Here is a 19,450-nt window from a genome sequence, read left to right on the forward strand (position 1 = left end):
TTTTGGTTTTTCGGATATTGGTGATTGATAACTCAATTACCAATCAACTTCTAGATCAAAAATAAAATGTTAAAGTTGATCCATCAATAGAGATTTTGCTTTATTTATGCGTCGCAGCTTTTACTAACCCTTTCGTAATCATTGCATAATGTACCAGAAAAAACACGCGTCGGAGGACTAGTAAATCTACGATCCCTGTTGCGTATTAACTCCCAAGTGCTTGAATTACATCGTATTTGGTGACAATATGGTAATTGCCGCTCTCGTCTTTGCCGAGTACGGCGCCGTTCTCCCGCGTTATCAGCGTGCTCAGTCGTTCGAGCGGCGTATCGAATGCTACTATGGGATAGGCCTTTTCGAGTACATCCCCGATGGTCTTTCCCTTGATATCCGAGCCGTTGCTCATCATGCGGGAGAAGAGGCCGCTTTCGCTGATGGCTCCGATGACCTCGCCTTTGTCCAGAACGGGGAGGTTTTCGATGTTGTATTTCTGCATGAGGTCGAAGGCTTCTGCGACGGTCTGGCCGGGGGCGGCGGTGATCAGGCGTTTTGTGCCGCGGCCGGCGATGATATCCCTGAAGGTTTTTACGTCGAGGAAGCCGCGTTCGAGCATCCATTGGTCGTTATATATTTTACCCACATAGCGGCTGCCATGGTCGTGCAGGATGACGACGACGAGGTCGTCTTTTTTGAGCAGGTCTTTCAGCTGTAGCAGGCCCTGGATGGCGGTGCCGGCGCTGTAGCCGCAGAAAAGTCCTTCTTCGCGGGCGATGCGGCGGGCCATGATGGCGGCGTCCTTGTCGGTCACCTGCTGGAAGACGTCTACGTATTTCATGTCGTAGTTTTGCGGCACAAAGTCTTCTCCGATGCCTTCGGTGACATAGGGGTGGACTTCCTTCATATCGACCTCGCCGGTGCGGAAGTATTTGGTCAGCAGTGAGCCGTAGGGGTCCATTGCCCAGACCTGGATGTTGGGGTTTTTCTCTTTCAGGAACATGGCTGTGCCGGTGACCGTGCCGCCGGTGCCCGTAGCTACTACGAGGTGGGTTATTTTCCCGTCCGTCTGCTCCCAGATCTCAGGGCCGGTGGTCTCGTAGTGGGCCTGGCGGTTGGCCAGGTTGTCGTATTGATTGGCGTAAAAAGAGTTGGGGATCTCTTTGGCGAGCCGTTTTGAAACGGAATAGTAGCTTTTGGGGTCGTCCGGTTCGACGTTGGTGGGGCAGACGATGACCTCGGCGCCGAGGGCTTTGAGGATATCGACTTTTTCTTTCGACTGTTTGTCGGTGGTCGCGAAGATGCATTTGTATCCTTTTACGACGGCGGCGAGGGCGAGGCCCATGCCGGTATTGCCGGAGGTACCTTCGATTATGGTTCCCCCGGCTTTAGGCGGCCGTCCTTTTCGGCCAGCTTCGACCATTTTCAGTGCCATTCTGTCCTTTGCGGAGTTTCCGGGGTTGAAGTATTCGACTTTCGCAAGGACGGAGCAGGGAAGGTCTTTTGTCAATTTGTTGAGGCGAATCAGCGGCGTATGTCCAATCGTTTCGAGAATATTGTTTTTGATATCCATGGTGGAAATTTTGTGCTGCGTAAAGGTAGGATTTTGTCTACATTTGCCGCCCCTACAAAACGTACCGGGGGCAGAACTATGGAACCTATCTATATTCAAAAGATTGCTGAGAAATTAAGCTTTAGTGTAAAGCAGGTAAACAATATTTTCGGTCTTCAGGCCGAAGGGGCGACGATTCCCTTTATGGCCCGATACCGCAAGGAGGCCACGGGAAATATGGATGAAGTGCAGATCAACGATGTGGTGGAGCAGATAAAGTATTTTACCGAGCTTGACAAGCGGAAGGATACGGTCATCAAGACTATCGACGGCCTGGGCAAACTAACTCCCGAACTAAAGTCCCGTATCGAGGGCTGTTACGATGCGACGGTGCTGGAGGATATTTATCTACCCTATAAGCCCAAACGAAAGACGAGGGCTACTGTTGCCATCGAGAAGGGGCTGGAGCCGCTGGCAAAGCTGCTTTTCGAGCAGGGGAACGGCGACGTGGGCGAGGAAGCCGCAAAGTATATCAATGAGCAGGTAAAGGATCAGAAAGACGCGCTGCAGGGGGCCCGGGATATTATTGCCGAGTGGATATCGGAGAACGAGCAGGCGAGGAATAAGGTGAGGCAGCTTTATACGGAGACCGCGACGGTGAGCGCGAAGGTGATCACCAGCAAGAAAGACGAAGAAGAGGCGCAGAAATACAGGGATTATTTCGAGTTCAGCGGGTCGCTCGCGGACAGTCCTTCGCATCGGATACTGGCGATCCGCAGAGGGGAGAAGGAAGGATATCTTACGATGGACCTTTCGATCGACCGGCAGGGGGCTGTGGATGACCTGGACAGGATATTTGTGAAGGGGGCCGGTGCGGCGTCGGTGGAGGTGAAGAAGGCGGTCGAAGATTCATATGACCGGCTGTTGAAGTCTTCCATAGAGAATGAGTTCCGGCTGATCAGTAAAAATAAGGCGGACGAAGAGGCGATCCGGGTGTTTGCGGAGAATCTCCGGCAGTTGCTGCTGGCGTCGCCGTTGGGTTCGAAGCGGGTGCTGGCGCTGGACCCGGGTTTCAGGACGGGCTGTAAGGTGGTCTGTCTGGATGCGCAGGGGAATTTCCTGCATAACAGCACGATCTATCCGCATCCGCCGCAGCACGACACGCAGGGAAGCATAGCCGAACTGAAACATCTGGTGTCGAAATATGATATCGAGGCGATTGGTGTCGGCAATGGTACGGCCGGCCGGGAGACTGAGCAGCTGGTGCGGGGGATCGATTTTGGCAGGCATTTGGCGGTGTTCATGGTCAATGAGAGCGGGGCTTCGATCTATTCGGCTTCCGAAGTGGCGAGGGAGGAATTCCCGAACGAGGACGTTACGGTACGCGGCTCGATAAGCATCGGACGCAGGTTGCTGGACCCGTTGAGCGAGCTGGTGAAGATCGATCCCAAATCCATCGGGGTAGGGCAATATCAGCACGACGTCAACCAGAACAAGCTGAAAGAAGAGCTGGACCGGGTTGTGGAGAGCTGCGTAAACCACGTCGGGGTGGACTTAAATACGGCCAGCAAGCATTTGCTGACCTATGTTTCGGGCCTGAGCGGAACGTTGGCGAAGAATATAGTGGAATACAGGGCGAAGAACGGTGCGTTCACGAGCCGGGATGAATTGAAGAAGGTGAGTCTGATGGGGCCGAAGACCTTCGAACAGTGTGCGGGATTTTTGCGGATACGGGAGGGGGCCAATCCCCTCGACAATAGCGCGGTGCATCCGGAGAGCTATCATGTGGTGGAGTCGATGGCGGCTGACCTTAGCTGTTCGGTGGCCGATCTGATCAGCCAGGCGGAGTTGAGGAAAAAGGTTGTAAAGAAGAAATATGTTTCAGAGTCAGTTGGTGAGTTCACCATTGAAGATATATTGAAGGAACTGGAGAAACCAGGACGGGACCCCGCAATCAAATCGAAGAGTTTCGGTTTGAAGAGACGATCAAGACGATGGAAGATCTCAAGCAGGGAATGACGGTGCCGGGTATCGTCACGAATATTACGGCGTTCGGGGTGTTCGTGGATATCGGGGTCAAGCAGGACGGGCTGGTGCATATATCCCAGCTTTCGAATACTTATGTATCTGACCCGAACTCGGTGGTCAAGCTGCAGCAGAAGGTGATGGTGACTGTGCTGGAGGTGGATGGGGCGAGAAAGAGGATCTCGCTGTCGATGAAGGGGAATACTCCGGCGAAGGGTCAGGGTGGCGGTGGTCAGAGGCCCGGTAGTCAGGGAGGAGTGCAGAAGGGCAAGCCGGGTGGAGCGCCGGGGAAAGGAAGTCGTCCTGCCGAGACGCCGGATGCATTCCAGTGCCAAGCTGATGGAGCTAAAGAAAAAGTTTAAGGATTAGTGGTGCTGCGTTTTTTTGCTGAAGGTACATATCGAGCAGCATCCAGCTCATGACGACGAGGACCAGCATGAATCCGATGACCCAGGTGCTGTTGAATGTTTTGGAATAGTCGATCCTGTTCAGCTGGTCGAGGCCGAGGTCGTTGGCGGATGGCAGTTTGATGGAATTGGAAGACTGGCTTCCCGAAGACCATTTGAACTGGCTGAAGACGAAGGCCAGCAGGCCGGCGATCATGGTCAGGAAGAAGGCGCCGATGCCGCGGATGACGTTCTTATTGATATACGATTTTGTTGCCGGAGCTATCTGGTAGCGGGCGATCTCTTCCATGACGTTTTTGGTGAAGCGCATGGAAGGGGCTTCCAGTTCGGATGCGTTGAGCAGCTGGTGGATGTTGAGCAGCTCGCGGTATTTCTCCTGCCATTCCCTGTTGGTGGCGATGAGGGTTTCGATAGCCGACTTCTCGGCGGGGCTGCAGCCTCCGTCGATATAGTTCCAGAGGCGATCTTCCATGGGTTGCTGTGTATTCATGGTAGTTGTGTAATGAAAATTAAGATAAATCTTTGAGCTCATGACTGAAATGTTTTTCCAGTTTTTCCCTCAGGCGGTTGCGTGCACGGTGTAGTTTGACTTTTACGGTATTGGGTTCGAGTCCCATGATCTTTCCTATTTCTTCCAGCGACTGTTCTCCTTTATAAAATAGTGTGATCAACTGGCTGTCGTCGGGGCTTAGCAGGCGGATGGCCTCGTTGATCATGGCGTGTCTGGACTTTTGCTCGATCGTGTTGGCGTTGAAACCGGATTCTTTGTTCTCCAGTTGGACCGCGGTCCTTTCGTTGTCGATCGAAATGGTGTCGAGCCGTTTCTTTCTCAGGAACGTGATGCAACTGGTCCGGACTACGGTATAGAGCCAGGTACTGAATTTGGCATCACCGCGGAAGTCTGCGAGTGAGCGGTAGGCTTTTACGAACACGTCCTGGCTGATCTCTTCGGCGTCTTCCCTGCTGTCCGTAAAACGGAGTACGAGGGTGAATACGTATTGCTGATAGCGCTGGACCAGTGTTGCAAATATAGCCTGATCCCCTTGCAGAATCCTTCGAATGATCTCTGTATCAGTGAGTTCAGTGTGCATTACTATGGTATAGGACGCGAGGTGTTTAGGTCAGGTTACAAGATACCGATAAAAAAAGAATATGGGGTTGGTTGTAACCTCCCGTTTCCGGCCGTAGTCTGAGGTAGTGTAGTTCATTTTTTACAATTAAAGGAAATTATATGGGACCAGAACAATTGGTTTTTTTGTGGCTCATTTTGATGAGCTTAGGGATTTGCGCAGTAATATTTGGCTGGAGGTATATGCGCAGCAGGGAGAACTTGTCGATGATCGAAAAGGGGTTGGATCCGAGTATCAAGCCGGAGCGTCCGAGGCCTGCGCCTTTCAGGAGTCTGAAGTGGGGGTTGTTGCTGGTGGGAGTGGGTCTGGGATTGTTCGTGGCCTATTTGCTGGATAATACGTTATTATACAGGATCGGGCATGATCACGACGACACGAACGGCGCGAATGTGAGCATTTATTTTGCGCTGATCGCGATTGGCGGGGGCTGGGGCTGATCACCTCCTATAAGATCGAGAAGAAGGAATTGCTGGATAAGGAGAACTAGGTATATTTTATATTTTTAGTAGAATGTAAAGGCCGGTCTTAGGGACCGGCCTTTGTCGTTATTTGACGGTTTCGAGGGCTTTGGCGACTGCGGGGTCGTAGGCGTTGGATACTTCGTAGTATCCTTCCGTCCGCCATATCTGTCTGGCCATCAATGCTTTGATCCGGTGCTGGAGGACCGTCTTGTCTTTTGTTGGGACGTTGCGGAGGTTGACGGTATCTTTTTCCGCGAAACTCACGAGTGCGTTCCAGAGGCGGTCTTCGTCGTGGTAGCCGCTGATGAAGTCCGCGGGTGATTTGAAGTTCTGGAAAGAGGGAATATGCTGGGTATACCAGGTATATACAAATCTGCTGAGGGTACCGTCGATATAGAGGGTGGTGACCTCTTTTGAGAGGGTGCTGGTATCGAATCCGACGAAGATATCGGGGGTGATGCCGCCGCCTCCGAATACTGTCCTTTTTTGGGGGCCAAGGGTTTTGAAGGCGGGTCCTGCGTGCTGGCTGGAGGTATCCCCGTGGAGGACTTCCCCGTCATGAAACCGTTTCATCACTTCTTCGTTGTAGTCTTCGTGTCCTTTGTCATAGGGTTTCTGGATACTGCGTCCGGTGGGAGTATAGTAGCGGGCGATGGTGAGGCGGAGCGCAGCGCCATTGCTCAACTGGTACTGTTCTTGCACGAGACCCTTTCCAAAAGTCCTTCTGCCGATGATGGATGCGCGGTCCCAGTCCTGGAGGGCGCCGGCGAGGACTTCGCTGGCGGAGGCGGTGCCTTCGTCGGTGAGAAGGGCCAGCTTGCCTTTTTCGAAGAGGCCTTCGCGGCGGCAGCGGTATTCGACTTTGGGGGAGCGGGCTCCGACGGTATAGACGATGAGTTTGTCGCCGTCGAGGAAGTCGTCGGCGATCTCGATGGATTCCTGCAGGATGCCGCCGCCGTTGCCCCGCAGGTCGAGGATGAGGCGCTGGAGGCCTGCGCTCTGGAGTTTCATCAGTGCCTGGGCAAATTCGGCGTGGGTTGTTTCCGAGAATTTACTGATCCGGATATAGCCGATGTCCTTGTTGATCATGTAGGCGACGTCGACGGAGGGCAGGGGGATGGTTCCCCGGATGATGCTGAATGGCCGGGCGGGGCCGGATTCGCCCGCCCGAAGGAGGGTTACCGTTACTTTACTGGCGCCCGGTCCCCGAAGGAGTTTGCGGATGCGGTCGTTGGTGATGCCGTTGCCGGCAACGACGGAGTCGTCGACCTTTACGAATTTGTCGCCCACTTTCAGGCCTGCCTTATCGCTGGGGCCGCCGGCGAGGACGTTCATTACGTTGACGGTATCGTCGAAGATCTGAAATTCGACGCCGATGCCTTCGAAGTTGCCCTGGAGGTCTTCGTTGACTTCCGAGAGGTCGGCGGGCGGGATATAGAGGGAGTGCGGGTCGAGGTGGGCCAGCATGCCGTCGATGGCGTTCTCTCCGAGGGTGTCAGTTGCTATGGGGTCGACGTATTTTGTGGTTACCAGGTCCATGACTTCCTGTACGGGGGTCTGTTTGCGGGTCTTGAAGAACCCTGTTGGGCGAATATTGCCGCGAAGGCGGAAGCCGATGAGCATCCCGACCATCATGACGATTGCGAATAGCAGGGGAAGCCAGACCTGTAATTTTTTCATTCGAACGAGCGTTTTTAAGTAGTTGTGGCGCGAAGGCTGCAAATTAAGGAATCATATTTTAAATTGCAGCCGGAAACTGGCCAGACGGTCCGGTGGCTAAACCCGAGGGTTACGGGATAATTTAACAAAAGACGAGCCAATGAATATATTGATCGCGGATAGTGGATCCACCAAATGCGAGTGGTGTCTGCTATATGACGGAAAGAAAAAGAAAGTGGATACGCAGGGGATCAGCCCTTATTTTCTGGATGCGGCCGGTATCGGGCGGGTCATAAACCAGGAGCTGGTGCCGGCGTTGAAGAAGTGGGAGGTCGATGTGGTTTATTATTATGGTACCGGTTGTAAGGATCCGGATAACCAGAAAATTGTGAAGAAGGCGATACGCGGGATCTTCCGGAGCGCCAAAGTAAACGTGACGCATGACCTGATGGGGGCGGCGGTGGCGTTGTGCGGCCATGAGAAGGGGGTTGCCTGTATTTTGGGGACGGGGAGCAACTCGTGTTATTTCGACGGAAAAAAGATCGTTAAAAACAGTCCAGGACTTGGCTACGTGCTGGGGGATGAGGGGAGTGGAGCTTATCTGGGTAAAAAAGTTTTACAATACTATCTTTACAACACGTTTGACGAGGAACTGCGGTATAAGTTCGATGCTAAATATACTACGAACAGCAAGGAGATCCTGGCCGCTGTGTACAAGCAGCCGTTGCCCAACCGGTATCTGGCTTCGTTCACGCTGTTCCTTGTAGAGAACCGGGGGCACTATATGGTGGAGAACATCATCGAGGACGGATTGAACGATTTTTTCTTTAATCATTTGTGTAAGTACCGGGAAAGCTGGAAATTGCCAATTCATTTTGTAGGAGGGGTGGCGTATGGGTTCAGGGATGTAGTAAAGGATTTATGCAGCACCTATGAATTTGAGCTGGGGTCCATTTTGCAAAAGCCGATGGACGGGTTGATCAGGTTTCACCAAAATCAAAAATAACTAATAGCGCATGGCAATCGAGAAGTTCACTGAGGAAGAAAGTCCGTATCATGGCCTGGACCACATGAGTGTAAAGGATATATTGACCAATATCAACAGGGAGGACAGGACGGTCCCTGAGGCTGTAGAGAAGGTTATTCCTCAAATCGAGGCGCTGGTTGTGGCGGTGACTGACAAGATGCTGGCGGGCGGGAGGCTTTTTATATCGGGGCGGGAACGAGCGGGAGACTTGGGATACTGGATGCGAGTGAGATCCCGCCGACCTACGGTATGCCTTTTGACCTGATCATCGGAATCATAGCCGGGGGCGAGACAGCGATCCGTAAGCCGGTGGAGAATGCGGAGGACGATGCCCGGCAGGGGTGGCTGGACCTGGAGCAGTACGAGGTGTCGGACAAGGATGTGGTGGTAGGAGTGGCGGCCAGCGGGACTACGCCCTATGTGATCGGGGCGCTTTCGGAGTGCCGCAAGCGGGGGATCATCACGGGCTGTATCGTTTGCAATCCGGGTTCGCCGGTGGCTGCCGAGGCCGATTTTCCGATCGAAGTGGTGGTCGGGGCCGAGTTCGTGACCGGCAGTACGAGGATGAAGAGCGGGACGGCGCAGAAACTGGTATTGAATATGCTGTCGACCACCGTAATGATCCGTATCGGAAGGGTGGAGGATAACAAGATGGTAAATATGCAGCTGACGAACAGCAAGCTGATCGACCGGGGTACGAAGATGGTGATGGAGGGGACCGGTTTGACGGACTATGAGCAGGCGAAAGAGTTGTTGTTACGCTCGGGGAGCGTCAAGAAGGCCGTGGATTCTGTAAGTACAAATTGAATTGGCGTATATGCACGAGATAGAACCTTTTTATAACTGGCGGCATATGTATACGAGCGAAGAGGACGAGCGATCGCCTTTTTACGGGAGGGTCTATTCGGAATTTGAATTTTCACAGACTATCTATAACTATTATATCCATCCGCAGTGGGATGATTTCGGGTCGAGGACGCTGTATATGAAGGTGCTGATGGCCGATTATGACGAGCACTATGTGGTGATCGAGTTGTTTGGGGAGTGGAATGACGCGATAGAGAACGATATCATGAATCTCAAGCGGGAGGTGACAGATAAGTTTTTTGAGTTTGGGATCACTAAGTTTATTCTCATTGCGGAGAATGTGCTGAATTTCCATAGCGGGGACAAGGACTACTATGAGGAGTGGTATGAGGAGGTGAGTGATGCCGGTGGATGGGTGGTCATTTTGAATATGCCGGAGCAGACGCAGCATGATTTCAAGAAGGCCAAGCTGAACCGGTATCTGGAATTGATGGAGATCGATAACTGGCGGACGTACAAGCCATTCCATCTGTTTGGACTGATTGATCAGAAAATATCCAGCAGATTGGACTAGAGGAAAAAAATTTGGATTGTTTCGATAAGTCCCTATCTTTGGTATACTAATATGATTACTGCAAAGACATACCGGTTTTTTTACTTTTATTTTTACTTCTACTTTACGAGTAGGCCGGGATTGCTTTTGTTAAATAAATAAAGAAAAATAACAACAAAGAGGTCCCGGTCAAAAGCCGGGACTTTTTGTTTTTGGACCATGAACAAGCCGCAGAAAAATATGAAAGTTTCTATTCAGGGTTATGAGGGCAGTTTCCACCAGGTGGCGGCCCAGCAATTCTTTGGCAAGGACGTGGAAGTCGTGACCTGTGCCACCTTCAGGGAAGTGATACGGGTGGCGTCGAGCAGGAAGGAGAGCGACGGGGGGTAATGGCGATCGAGAATTCCATTGCGGGCAGCATTTTGCCGAACTACAATCTTTTGCAGAAGAGCAATCTCCGGGTGGTGGGGGAGATCTATCTCCAGATACGGCAGCACCTACTGGTGAATCCGGGGGTAACGCTGGAGGATATCCGGGAGGTACATTCGCATCATATGGCTTTGCTGCAGTGTATCGACTATCTGGAAAAGCATCCCAACTGGAAGCTGGTGGAGACGGAGGATACGGCGTTAAGCGCGAAGCATCTGCAGCAGCATCGCAGCAAGCATACTGCCGCGATAGCGAGCAAGTTGGCCGCTGATCTGTTCGGGCTGGAGATCATCGCGCCGAACATTCATACGATGAAGAACAACTACACGCGGTTCCTCATCCTGCAGCGGGAAGACAATGCGATGGAGCCGCAGGAGCCGAACAAGGCGTCTGTCAACTTTCATACGGATCACTCGAGGGGCAGCCTTGCGAGGGTGCTGACCAGGATAGCGGAAGGGGGATCAATCTGAGCAAGCTGCAGTCTTTCCCGATACCGGGCAGCGAGTGGGAATATTCGTTTCATGCGGATATGGAATTTGACGATATCGGACAGTTCCACCGGGTGATCGAGGCGATACACCCGATAACCGCGGAGCTGAAAATATATGGGGTGTACAGAAAGGGAAGAACAGTATAAAATAACATACATGAAAACGGCCAGAAGACTGGATGGTATCGGGGAATATTATTTCTCGCAAAAATTGAGGGAGATCGACGAGTTGAACAAGCAGGGAAAGAACGTGATCAATTTGGGTATCGGCAGCCCCGACCTGCCGCCGCATCCGGACGTGATCCGGGTGTTGCAGGAGGAAAGCGCGAAGCCTAACGTACATGGGTATCAGTCCTACAAGGGATCTCCATTGCTGCGCGGCGCGATCGCCGCCTGGTACCGCCAGTGGTATGGTGTGGAGCTGAACCCCGACACGGAGATATTGCCGCTGATCGGTTCGAAGGAAGGGATCATGCATATCTGTATGACCTATCTGAATGAGGGGGACGGCGCGCTGGTGCCGAATCCCGGTTACCCGACGTACCGGAGTGCCGTGAAGCTGGCCGGGGGGAATGCGTGGAGTATAGCCTGACAGAGGCCGGTGGCTGGTATCCTGATTTTGACGAGCTGGAGAATGTGGTGGCGGCGCACGGCAGTATAAAACTGATGTGGGTGAACTATCCGCATATGCCTACTGGTCAGCTGCCTGACAAGGGGCTTTTTGAAAGGCTGGTGGCTTTTGGTAAGAAGCATAGTATACTGATCTGTCACGATAATCCGTACAGCTTTATTCTGAACGAACATCCGATGAGTCTGCTTTCCGTGCCTGGGGCGAAGGAGGTGGTGATCGAGCTGAATTCGCTGAGCAAGTCGCAGAATATGGCGGGCTGGCGGGTGGGTTCCCTGTCGGGGGCGAAAGAAAGGATCGACGAGGTCTTGCGGTTTAAGAGCAATATGGACAGCGGAATGTTCCTTCCGGTGCAGCTGGCGGCGGCGAAGGCGCTGTCGTTGGGGCAGGACTGGTACGACGGCGTAAATGCGGTCTACCGGGAGCGCAGGACGAAGGTATTCGAGCTGCTGGAACTGCTGAACTGCGAGTTCAGCCGTGAGCAGGTGGGGTTGTTCGTCTGGGCAAAGATCCCGGGCAAATACAAGGATGGGTATGCGCTGAGCGATGCTGCGCTGTACGGCACCGGGGTGTTTATAACGCCGGGGGGATATTCGGGCCTGCGGGAGACGGGTATGTAAGAGTGAGTTTGTGCAGTACTAAGGAGAAATTACAGGAAAGTATTGACAGGATAAAAACAGCGGGAAATGTTTGATTCAATTACGATCGTTGGGGTGGGTCTGATAAGCGGCAGTTTTAGTCTGGCGCTGAAGGACAAGGGGTTGGTAAGGAATGTTATCGGGGTAAGCCGGACAAAGGCGAGCCTTGACAGGGCATTGGAGCTGGGGCTGATCGACGAAGCTCTTCCGCTGGAAGAAGCGGTAAGGAAGAGTGATCTGATCTATGTCGCTATCCCTGTGGATGTCACGGTGCCGATGATGCGGACCATCATGGATCTGGTCACGGACCGGCAGGTGGTCACGGATGCGGGGTCGACGAAGCAGGCGCTTTGCGAGAGCCCGGCGGATCACCCGATGCGAGATCGATTCGTAGCGGCGCACCCGATGTGGGGTACGGAGTACAGCGGGCCTGAAGCTGCGGTACACAATGCGTTCGTTGGTCGCAGCTGCGTGATCTGTGAGAAGGAGAAGAGCGCCGCCGATGCGCTGGATATGGTCGAGGGATTGTACAGGGATATGGGAATGCATATGGTGTATATGGATGCCGGCAGCCATGATATGCACGCGGCATATATTAGTCATATTTCGCATATTACTTCTTTTGCGCTGGCGAATACGGTGTTGGAGAAGGAGAAAGAGGAGAGCGCGATCTTCGAACTGGCAGGCGGTGGTTTTGAGAGTACGGTGAGGCTGGCGAAGAGCAGTCCGGCCATGTGGCTGCCCATTTTTATGCAGAACAGGGAGAATGTGCTGGACGTGCTGAACGAGCATATCAGCCAGCTGCGGAAGTTCAAGGCCTGCCTGGAAAAGGAAAATGCGGATTATTTGAGGGAATTAATGGAAAATGCAAATAGGATCAGACGGATTATCAAATAGTTGTATGTTAACAAAAATGGGTAGCTGAGGCAGAAATAGCGTACCTTTGCGGCAAATTTCAACACTATATGACGACATTTGAAGGGTTAGGACTAGACCCCAGATTAGTACAGGCTACGGATGCGCTGGGGTTTAAGCAACCGACACCCATACAGGAGCAGGCAATTCCTGTATTATTAAGCGGAACGAAGGACCTCGTAGGACTGGCACAGACCGGAACGGGGAAGACTGCGGCTTTTGGCCTGCCGCTGCTGCAACTCGTGGATGCGGCTCAAAAGCATCCCCAGGCGTTGGTGGTATGCCCCACGCGGGAACTGTGTATGCAGATCGTCAACGAGGTAGAGCTGTTCAAGAAATTCATACCCGGGATGCAGGTTCTGGCTGTTTATGGCGGAACGTCCATCGGGTTGCAGATAAGGGATCTGAGGAGGGGGGTACAGATCGTCGTGGCTACGCCGGGTCGGCTGATCGACCTGATCGAGCGAAAGGCGATCAACCTGGACCAGATCAGCTATGTGGTGCTGGACGAGGCGGACGAGATGCTGAACATGGGCTTTCAGGACGATATAGAGTTCATTTTGCAGAATACGCCCAAGCGGGATGCGACCTGGCTGTTCAGCGCGACGATGCCGCCGGAGATACGCCGGGTGAGCAAGAAGTATATGCAGAGTCCGATGGAGATCACGGTCGGAAAGGTGAACACGGCGAACAAGAACATCGATCATCAGTACTATGTGACGTCTGCGCATCAGCGTTACGAAACGCTGAAACGCATCATAGACTTCAATCCGGGTATCTACGGGATCATCTTTACCCGTACCAAGCTGGATGCGCAGAACATCGCCGAGAAGCTGACCCGTGAAGGATACGATATCGACGCGCTGCACGGCGACCTGACGCAGCAGCAGCGGGACAAGGTGATGGGGGAGTTCAGGGAGAAGACCCTGCAGCTGCTGATCGCTACGGATGTGGCGGCCCGCGGTATCGACGTGAAGGAGATAACACACGTAATCAACTACGAGCTTCCTGATGACGTGGAAGTGTATACGCACCGCAGCGGTCGTACGGGAAGGGCGGGCAGCACGGGGATCGCGCTTTCCATCGTGCACAGCCGGGAGATCGGCAAGTTGAGACAGATAGAACGCATCGTGCAGTCCCAGTTCCATAAGATGGAGATCCCGAGCGGGAAGGACGTATGCAGAAAGCAGTTCTTTAGCTTTATGGACAAGCTGCTGCAGACCGATATCAGCCATGGGGATTATGAGACCTATGTTCCGATGCTGGCGGAGAAGTTTGCGGAGGTGACCAAGGAAGAAGTTCTAAAGCGGGTGGCGGCGATGGAATTCGACCGTTTCCTGAAGTACTACGAGAATGCGGAAGACCTGAACGTGCGGGAGCGCAGCAGGGATACCGGACGTGACAAGGGGGCGCCAAGGGAGCGGAATTTCAATCGTGTGGACGAGGGTGGCCGTGGTCGTGGAGCGAGGGAGTTCAACGGCAACGGGGAGATGACCAAGCTGTTTGTGAACCTGGGTACGAAGGATGGATTTTATAAGGCCAGTTTCCTGCAGTTCATACTCGATATGAGCGATCTGCGGAAGGAGGTGCTGGGCCGGATAGATATGAAGGAGATGAACAGCTGGATCGAGATCGACCGGAAGTCGGCGCCTCAGATGATCAGGGCGATCGACGGAAAGAATTACAAGGGGCGGAGGATCCGGATGAACGACGCTAATTCGAGATAATAAAATATATAAATTTTCACTTGTTATGGAAGCAACAGCAGCAAAAAGTGCGAAGGAAGTTGTCCAGGCTGCCTGGAACAAACGCCCCTTAATTATTTCCGGTCCCTGTAGTGCAGAGACTGAGGAACAGACCGTGGAGACTGTGGTCCGTCTGGCAAAGACCGGTAAAGTAGACGTCGTCCGTGCCGGGATCTGGAAGCCTCGTACCCGTCCCGGCAGTTTTGAGGGCATTGGAACGAAGGGGTTGCCCTGGCTGCAGCAGGCAAAGAAGCTGACGGGGCTGCCGGTGGCGATCGAGGTTGCTACTGCCAAACAAGTGGAAGACGCGCTGCATTTTGACGTGGACGTGCTCTGGATCGGGGCCCGTACGACGGTAAACCCATTCAGCGTGCAGGAAGTGGCCGACGCGCTGCGCGGCGCCGATGTGCCGGTGCTGATCAAGAACCCGATCAACCCTGATATCGAGCTGTGGACGGGCGCCGTGGAAAGGGTGGCCAAGGCCGGCATCAGCCAGATAGGCCTGATCCACCGCGGTTTCAGCAGCTATGGCAATACGGAATACCGGAATGCGCCGATGTGGCATCTGGCGATCGAAATGAAGCGCCGCACGCCGGGGCTGATGATGATCAACGACCCTTCGCATATCAGCGGTCGCCGCGATATCCTGCTGGACGTTGCGCAGAAGGCGATCGATCTGGACATGGACGGTCTGATCATCGAGACGCATATCGATCCCGACAAGGCGTGGAGCGACGCAAAACAACAGATAACTCCCGAGCGTCTGGCCGAGCTGCTGGACAGCATCAAGTGGCGTCATGAAACGACGACGGAGAAGGCGTTTATCGATGCGCTCGACAAGCTGCGTGAGCAGATCAACCATATCGATGACGAACTGATCCAGCTGCTTGGACAGCGGATGAAGATCGCCGACCAGATCGGGAAGTACAAGAAAGACAACAATATCACGATTCTTCAGACCAACCGCTGGAATGCGATCCTCGAGAAGGCTTTTGCGAAGGGCGACAAGCTCAACCTTTCCAAAGAATTTATCACCAAGTATTATGACGCGGTGCATATGGAGTCCATCAATCACCAGAACAAGATCATGAATAGCTAGCACGTGGTGTATCTCTTTGTCCATGTGATCTGGTCTGTTCGCCGGCGGGAATCTCTGTTGAGCAAGCCGGTGAGGAGGGTATTGTTTCCACATTTACAGAAGGAGTGGGAGGAGAAGGGGAATCCGTATCGTAGCGATGAATGGGGTGGAAGATCATGTGCACTGTCTCGTGCAGCTGCTGGCATCCCAAAACCTGCTCCAGGTGATGAAAAGCATCCGGGGTTCGGCTGCGGCATGGATCAATGAAAGCAAACTGCTGACGCTGACGGGTGAACTGGAATGGGAGGATGATTTCTGGGCCGCGTCGGTGAGCCCCAGTGGGGTAAAGCAGGTGGTGGAGTATATAGGGAAACAGGAAGAGTACCACAGGACGAAGACGCTGGAGAATGAGTTGGAGATTTTTGAAAAGTTCCTCGGCCCCCAGGGTTCCGGTAAAATTTAACCCCGGGGCCGAGAATATTTAATAACGGGCCTTCGGCCTAACCGAGTGGAACGAAGGTTACGAACGAGGACCTCAACAGTGTTGAGGTACGAAGTTCTATCTGTGGTCCATTTTTGTCAAAGAATCCTTAGTATGAATAAGCTGCAGTACAAATTTTCCGGTAAGACGACTACCTGGTATCTCGATGCCGAATTTTTCTCATCTGGAGAAGCTGGTCGGCAAGTCCAATGCGGTAGTCATAACCGACGAGCATATATTCAGCAGTCATCAAAAAAGGTTTGGGGGATGGAATACGATCGTCATCAGCGCCGGCGAGTCCTTCAAGGTGCAGGCGACGGTGGATTCAATCGTCGAGCAGCTGATCGAGTTCGGGGCCGACCGCAGGACGGCCCTGGTGGGTGTGGAGTGGCGGAGTCGTGACGGATATCACGGGTTATGTGGCGGCGATCTATATGCGCGGTGTTTCTTTCGGGTTTGTCCCGACTTCGATACTCGCGATGGTGGATGCGTCGATCGGCGGAAAGAACGGGATCGACGTTGGCGTGTATAAGAATCTGGTAGGGACGATCCGTCAGCCGGAGTTCCTGCTTTATGACTATAGTTTGCTGAAGACCCTCCCGAAAGAGGAGTGGGTGAATGGGTTTGCGGAGATCATCAAGCATGCGGCGATCAAGGATGCCGCTTTGTTCAGGGAACTGGAGAAAAACAAACTGACGACCTATCAGAAGGACAAGGCTGCGCTGGCGAAGCTGATCCGTCGCAATGTGGCGATCAAGTCGGCGGTGGTCGAGAAGGATGAGTTCGAGCACGGCGAACGGCGGCTGCTGAATTTCGGGCATACGCTGGGGCATGCGATCGAGAACCTCTATGAGCTGTCGCACGGGCAGGCCATTTCCATCGGAATGGTTGCGGCCTGTATGATCTCGGAAGAGTTTACGCCTTTCAGGGAGACAGACCGGGTGATGAGTCTGCTGAAGAAGTATGGGTTGCCGACGCTGGCGGAGTTCGATCCGAAGGAAGTGATGGCAGTGCTGCGGATGGACAAGAAAAAGGTGAAGGACTCGATGAACTATATTTTGCTGAATAAGGTGGGGCAGGGTATCGTGAAGCTGATACCGATAAATGAGCTGGATAAATTGTTGCAATCAATAATAACTGCGCGGTAATATGCGGGTAACTATAGAACCATCGAAATTAAAAGGGGAGATTTTGGCGCCGGCTTCGAAGAGTAGTATGCAGAGGGCATGTGCGGCGGCGCTGCTGCGTGTTGGGGATACGGTGATCCGGCATCCCGGGCATAGTAATGATGATAAGGCGGCGTTGGGGGTGATAAAAGATTTGGGGGCGGAGGTGACCGAGGGGAATGACGGGGAATTGAGGGTTAAGAGTCAGGGAGTGAAGGCAGGGAAAGGATTGGAGGTCAATTGCGGAGAGAGTGGGCTGGGGTTGAGAATGTTTGCGCCAATTATGGGTTTGAGCGGGGAGACGATAAAGGTCAGGGGTGAAGGCAGTCTGGTGACCCGGCCGATGGATTTTTTTGACGAGGTATTTCCGGAGCTGGGGATCAGGGTTGTTTCCAATGGAGGTAAGCTGCCGCTGGAAATTCAGGGACCGCTGAAGCCTGCAACGATTTCGATCGACGGATCGCTCAGTTCTCAATTTTTAACCGGGCTGTTGTTCGGATATGCGGCTGCGGGAGCGAGCGGGGTTGGGATCAAAGTAAATAATCTGAAGAGTAAACCATATATCGATCTTACGCTGAACGTAATGTCTGCGTTCGGTTGGGAAGTGGAGAACAGGAATTATGAAGAGTTCTTTTTTGCCGGAGGCGGCACGGCTCGCGGTGTTGTGGACTATACGGTGGAAGGGGACTGGAGCGGCGGGGCGTTCCTGCTGGTAGCCGGAGCCGTTGCCGGTCCTATACTGGTGAAAGGATTGGATATTAAGAGCACGCAGGCCGATAAGGAGATCATGCGTGCTCTCAGAGATAGTGGTGCGAAGATTGACATGGGCGACGGTATTTTGATCGGTCCCGGGGCGCTGAAGGCTTTTGAATTCGACGCAACGGATTGTCCCGATCTTTTCCCGCCGCTGGTCGCTCTGGCGGCGTATTGCGAGGGGTAACGGTGATCCGGGGTGTGAGCAGGCTGGCGCATAAGGAGAGCAACCGGGGGCTGACCCTGCAGGACGAGTTTGGGAAGATGGGGTTGTCTATCGAACTGGATGGGGACAGGATGCTCGTACACGGAGGGTCTCTGCGCGGGGCGACTGTCCATAGCCGTCATGATCATCGGATCGCGATGGCATGTGCGGTCGGTGCGCTGGGGGCGGAAGGGCCGGTGACGATAGAGGAGGCAGAGGCGATAAATAAGTCGTATCCTGATTTTTATGACGATCTGAAATTATTGGGAGGACAGCTATGAACAGTATGGGTCGATTTTTCCGCGTGAATATTTTCGGGGAATCCCACGGCGAGAGCGTGGGGGTGAATATCGACGGGTGTCCCGCGGGTCTTCCGCTGGTCCTGGAAGATTTTCTGCCTGATCTGGAACGCCGTAAGGGAGGAATGCAGAAGGGTACGACGCCGCGAAAGGAGGACGACCTGCCGATCTTTAAGAGTGGGTTGTTCAACAATTTTTCGACGGGTGCGCCGATCACGATCCTGTTCGAAAACAACAATACCCGGAGCGGGGACTATGAAAAGCAGCGGGCGGTGCCGAGGCCTAGTCACGCGGATTTCGTGGCACACAAAAAATTTGGGGGCTTTGAAGACTTCCGTGGAGGAGGCTCATTTTCTGCCCGGCTGACGGTGGGGCTGGTGGCCGCGGGCGTTATCGCGAAGAAAATATTAGGAGACGTCGTTATAAGCTCGTCTATTCTGGAAATAGGCGGAGAAGCGGATCTGGACAAGGGGCTGCAGAAGGCCATCGAGGCAAAGGATTCAATCGGTGGTATCGTGGAATGCCGTGTCAGCGGGTTGCCGGTGGGACTGGGTGAGCCTTTTGGGACTCCGTAGAGTCGTTGCTCGCTCATGCGGCGTTTGCCATTCCGGCGGTCCGGGGTGTGGAATTCGGGACTGGTTTTGCGGCGGCGAGGATGTTTGGCAGTCAGCATAATGATGCCATCGAGAATATGGAGGGACATACGAGGACCAATCATGCAGGCGGGGTAGTAGGCGGTATCACCAATGGCAACGAGCTGGTGTACCGGATTGCGATAAAGCCTACTTCATCCACGCCGAAAGAGCAGAAGACGCTGAACTGGGAAACGGGGGAGCAGGAGAGCTTTTTCTGTCAAAGGGCGTCATGATCTTTGTGTGGCATTGCGTGCGCCGGTGATCCTGGAGGCGATGACGGCCATTGTGCTGGCCGATCTTTTGCTTTTAGAACAGGGTGTAAGGCGGGTTTGGGCCTGACAATTGGAAATCTAAGGTTGTTATATTATATTGA

At 53.4% G+C, this 19,450-nt stretch carries 22 protein-coding genes and 2 pseudogenes; 20 read left to right on the top strand and 4 right to left on the bottom strand.

Features of this window, described 5'->3' with window-relative positions; all coding sequences use genetic code 11:
* Positions 1–205 precede the first annotated feature (205 nt).
* Positions 206–1,567: a pyridoxal-phosphate dependent enzyme gene (locus ACQ86N_RS09115; protein ID WP_431214884.1), complete on the bottom strand. Its 1,362-nt coding sequence runs from the start codon at positions 1,565–1,567 to the stop codon at positions 206–208.
* A gap of 78 nt (positions 1,568–1,645) precedes the next feature.
* Here ACQ86N_RS09115 and ACQ86N_RS09120 point away from each other — a divergent pair, with 78 nt between their 5' ends.
* Both ACQ86N_RS09120 and ACQ86N_RS09125 read left to right on the top strand, forming a co-directional pair.
* The gene (locus ACQ86N_RS09120) at positions 1,646–3,565 is read left to right on the top strand and encodes a Tex family protein (RefSeq protein ID WP_431214885.1); all 1,920 of its coding nucleotides are present in this window, start codon (positions 1,646–1,648) and stop codon (positions 3,563–3,565) included.
* Complete coding sequence (locus ACQ86N_RS09125; RefSeq protein ID WP_431214886.1) at positions 3,541–3,933, top strand: S1 RNA-binding domain-containing protein; 393 nt, start codon at positions 3,541–3,543, stop codon at positions 3,931–3,933. Before ACQ86N_RS09120 ends, ACQ86N_RS09125 begins: the two co-directional genes overlap by 25 nt.
* On the opposite strand, the gene ACQ86N_RS09130 is transcribed toward ACQ86N_RS09125, so the two are convergent.
* Positions 3,917–4,510, bottom strand: coding sequence for an anti-sigma factor family protein (locus tag ACQ86N_RS09130; protein ID WP_431214887.1), 594 nt, complete (start codon positions 4,508–4,510; stop codon positions 3,917–3,919). The two genes, ACQ86N_RS09125 and ACQ86N_RS09130, sit on opposite strands and share 17 nt — an antisense overlap.
* A complete protein-coding gene (locus ACQ86N_RS09135) occupies positions 4,488–5,069 on the bottom strand; it encodes an RNA polymerase sigma factor (RefSeq protein ID WP_431214888.1) in 582 nt (193 codons plus the stop codon). The genes ACQ86N_RS09130 and ACQ86N_RS09135 overlap by 23 nt, the downstream gene beginning before the upstream one ends.
* A gap of 140 nt (positions 5,070–5,209) precedes the next feature.
* Between ACQ86N_RS09135 and ACQ86N_RS09140 the strand changes: the two genes are divergently transcribed.
* Positions 5,210–5,545 (top strand): DUF6249 domain-containing protein, encoded by a 336-nt coding sequence (locus ACQ86N_RS09140; protein WP_431214889.1) that lies wholly within the window; start codon positions 5,210–5,212, stop codon positions 5,543–5,545.
* 108 nt (positions 5,546–5,653) lie between these two features.
* Here ACQ86N_RS09140 and ACQ86N_RS09145 read toward each other — a convergent pair whose 3' ends face one another.
* The gene (locus tag ACQ86N_RS09145) at positions 5,654–7,249 is read right to left on the bottom strand and encodes a S41 family peptidase (RefSeq protein ID WP_431214890.1); all 1,596 of its coding nucleotides are present in this window, start codon (positions 7,247–7,249) and stop codon (positions 5,654–5,656) included.
* Positions 7,250–7,388: 139 nt separating this feature from the next.
* Between ACQ86N_RS09145 and ACQ86N_RS09150 the strand changes: the two genes are divergently transcribed.
* The 17 genes and pseudogenes from ACQ86N_RS09150 (at position 7,389) to ACQ86N_RS09230 (ending at position 19,416) form a co-directional block, all read left to right on the top strand.
* Entirely contained in the window at positions 7,389–8,234 is an 846-nt protein-coding gene (locus tag ACQ86N_RS09150; RefSeq protein WP_431214891.1) for a BadF/BadG/BcrA/BcrD ATPase family protein, read from the top strand.
* A 10-nt stretch (positions 8,235–8,244) separates the two neighbouring features.
* Positions 8,245–8,520, top strand: coding sequence for a hypothetical protein (locus ACQ86N_RS09155; RefSeq protein WP_431214892.1), 276 nt, complete (start codon positions 8,245–8,247; stop codon positions 8,518–8,520).
* On the top strand, positions 8,472–9,062 hold the full coding sequence (locus ACQ86N_RS09160) for an N-acetylmuramic acid 6-phosphate etherase (protein WP_431217333.1): 591 nt from the start codon (positions 8,472–8,474) through the stop codon (positions 9,060–9,062). The genes ACQ86N_RS09155 and ACQ86N_RS09160 overlap by 49 nt, the downstream gene beginning before the upstream one ends.
* Before the next feature lie 10 nt (positions 9,063–9,072).
* Positions 9,073–9,636 (top strand): hypothetical protein, encoded by a 564-nt coding sequence (locus ACQ86N_RS09165; RefSeq protein ID WP_431214893.1) that lies wholly within the window; start codon positions 9,073–9,075, stop codon positions 9,634–9,636.
* A gap of 219 nt (positions 9,637–9,855) precedes the next feature.
* Complete coding sequence (locus tag ACQ86N_RS09170; RefSeq protein WP_431214894.1) at positions 9,856–10,005, top strand: prephenate dehydratase domain-containing protein; 150 nt, start codon at positions 9,856–9,858, stop codon at positions 10,003–10,005.
* Positions 10,005–10,514 carry a prephenate dehydratase gene (locus ACQ86N_RS09175; RefSeq protein ID WP_431214895.1) on the top strand — a complete coding sequence of 170 codons (510 nt, stop codon included), beginning with the start codon at positions 10,005–10,007 and terminating at the stop codon, positions 10,512–10,514. The genes ACQ86N_RS09170 and ACQ86N_RS09175 overlap by 1 nt, the downstream gene beginning before the upstream one ends.
* A 177-nt stretch (positions 10,515–10,691) precedes the next feature.
* Positions 10,692–11,782: pseudogene (locus ACQ86N_RS09180) on the top strand (pyridoxal phosphate-dependent aminotransferase).
* Positions 11,783–11,848: 66 nt separating this feature from the next.
* Positions 11,849–12,697, top strand: coding sequence for a prephenate dehydrogenase (locus tag ACQ86N_RS09185; RefSeq protein WP_431214896.1), 849 nt, complete (start codon positions 11,849–11,851; stop codon positions 12,695–12,697).
* Positions 12,698–12,765: 68 nt separating this feature from the next.
* A complete protein-coding gene (locus ACQ86N_RS09190) occupies positions 12,766–14,442 on the top strand; it encodes a DEAD/DEAH box helicase (protein ID WP_431214897.1) in 1,677 nt (558 codons plus the stop codon).
* Between the two features lie 25 nt (positions 14,443–14,467).
* Complete coding sequence (locus ACQ86N_RS09195) at positions 14,468–15,559, top strand: chorismate mutase (RefSeq protein WP_431214898.1); 1,092 nt, start codon at positions 14,468–14,470, stop codon at positions 15,557–15,559.
* Positions 15,560–15,650: 91 nt separating this feature from the next.
* Positions 15,651–16,001, top strand: a complete 351-nt coding sequence (locus ACQ86N_RS09200) for a transposase (protein ID WP_431217334.1) — start codon at positions 15,651–15,653, stop codon at positions 15,999–16,001.
* A gap of 184 nt (positions 16,002–16,185) precedes the next feature.
* Positions 16,186–16,551, top strand: coding sequence for a hypothetical protein (locus tag ACQ86N_RS09205; RefSeq protein WP_431214899.1), 366 nt, complete (start codon positions 16,186–16,188; stop codon positions 16,549–16,551).
* Complete coding sequence (locus tag ACQ86N_RS09210; protein WP_431217335.1) at positions 16,454–17,167, top strand: 3-dehydroquinate synthase; 714 nt, start codon at positions 16,454–16,456, stop codon at positions 17,165–17,167. The genes ACQ86N_RS09205 and ACQ86N_RS09210 overlap by 98 nt, the downstream gene beginning before the upstream one ends.
* Before the next feature lie 67 nt (positions 17,168–17,234).
* Positions 17,235–18,424 (top strand): annotated as a pseudogene (gene aroA, locus ACQ86N_RS09215) (3-phosphoshikimate 1-carboxyvinyltransferase).
* 5 nt (positions 18,425–18,429) lie between these two features.
* Positions 18,430–19,017, top strand: coding sequence for a chorismate synthase (locus ACQ86N_RS09220; RefSeq protein ID WP_431214900.1), 588 nt, complete (start codon positions 18,430–18,432; stop codon positions 19,015–19,017).
* Positions 19,018–19,064: 47 nt separating this feature from the next.
* Complete coding sequence (locus tag ACQ86N_RS09225; protein WP_431214901.1) at positions 19,065–19,310, top strand: chorismate synthase; 246 nt, start codon at positions 19,065–19,067, stop codon at positions 19,308–19,310.
* Positions 19,311–19,317: 7 nt separating this feature from the next.
* Entirely contained in the window at positions 19,318–19,416 is a 99-nt protein-coding gene (locus tag ACQ86N_RS09230) for a hypothetical protein (protein WP_431214902.1), read from the top strand.
* The last annotated feature ends 34 nt before the right edge of the window (positions 19,417–19,450 follow it).

It is taken from the genome of Puia sp. P3 (assembly GCF_050632245.1).
Classification (GTDB): Bacteria; Bacteroidota; Bacteroidia; order Chitinophagales; family Chitinophagaceae; genus Puia.

Excerpts from the sequence above, each read along its gene's own strand:
- ACQ86N_RS09205 (WP_431214899.1), top strand. The coding sequence starts at position 16,186 with ATGCCGAATTTTTCTCATCTGGAGAAGCTGGTCGGCAAGTCCAATGCG.
- ACQ86N_RS09165 (WP_431214893.1), top strand. The coding sequence starts at position 9,073 with ATGCACGAGATAGAACCTTTTTATAACTGGCGGCATATGTATACGAGC.
- ACQ86N_RS09140 (WP_431214889.1), top strand. The coding sequence starts at position 5,210 with ATGGGACCAGAACAATTGGTTTTTTTGTGGCTCATTTTGATGAGCTTA.
- ACQ86N_RS09210 (WP_431217335.1), top strand. The coding sequence starts at position 16,454 with ATGCGCGGTGTTTCTTTCGGGTTTGTCCCGACTTCGATACTCGCGATG.
- ACQ86N_RS09170 (WP_431214894.1), top strand. The coding sequence starts at position 9,856 with ATGAAAGTTTCTATTCAGGGTTATGAGGGCAGTTTCCACCAGGTGGCG.
- ACQ86N_RS09155 (WP_431214892.1), top strand. The coding sequence starts at position 8,245 with ATGGCAATCGAGAAGTTCACTGAGGAAGAAAGTCCGTATCATGGCCTG.
- ACQ86N_RS09125 (WP_431214886.1), top strand. The coding sequence starts at position 3,541 with ATGGAAGATCTCAAGCAGGGAATGACGGTGCCGGGTATCGTCACGAAT.
- ACQ86N_RS09195 (WP_431214898.1), top strand. The coding sequence starts at position 14,468 with ATGGAAGCAACAGCAGCAAAAAGTGCGAAGGAAGTTGTCCAGGCTGCC.
- ACQ86N_RS09145 (WP_431214890.1), bottom strand. The coding sequence starts at position 7,249 with ATGAAAAAATTACAGGTCTGGCTTCCCCTGCTATTCGCAATCGTCATG.
- ACQ86N_RS09115 (WP_431214884.1), bottom strand. The coding sequence starts at position 1,567 with ATGGATATCAAAAACAATATTCTCGAAACGATTGGACATACGCCGCTG.
- ACQ86N_RS09220 (WP_431214900.1), top strand. The coding sequence starts at position 18,430 with ATGGGTCGATTTTTCCGCGTGAATATTTTCGGGGAATCCCACGGCGAG.
- ACQ86N_RS09135 (WP_431214888.1), bottom strand. The coding sequence starts at position 5,069 with ATGCACACTGAACTCACTGATACAGAGATCATTCGAAGGATTCTGCAA.
- ACQ86N_RS09130 (WP_431214887.1), bottom strand. The coding sequence starts at position 4,510 with ATGAGCTCAAAGATTTATCTTAATTTTCATTACACAACTACCATGAAT.
- ACQ86N_RS09120 (WP_431214885.1), top strand. The coding sequence starts at position 1,646 with ATGGAACCTATCTATATTCAAAAGATTGCTGAGAAATTAAGCTTTAGT.
- ACQ86N_RS09150 (WP_431214891.1), top strand. The coding sequence starts at position 7,389 with ATGAATATATTGATCGCGGATAGTGGATCCACCAAATGCGAGTGGTGT.
- ACQ86N_RS09175 (WP_431214895.1), top strand. The coding sequence starts at position 10,005 with ATGGCGATCGAGAATTCCATTGCGGGCAGCATTTTGCCGAACTACAAT.
- ACQ86N_RS09190 (WP_431214897.1), top strand. The coding sequence starts at position 12,766 with ATGACGACATTTGAAGGGTTAGGACTAGACCCCAGATTAGTACAGGCT.
- ACQ86N_RS09185 (WP_431214896.1), top strand. The coding sequence starts at position 11,849 with ATGTTTGATTCAATTACGATCGTTGGGGTGGGTCTGATAAGCGGCAGT.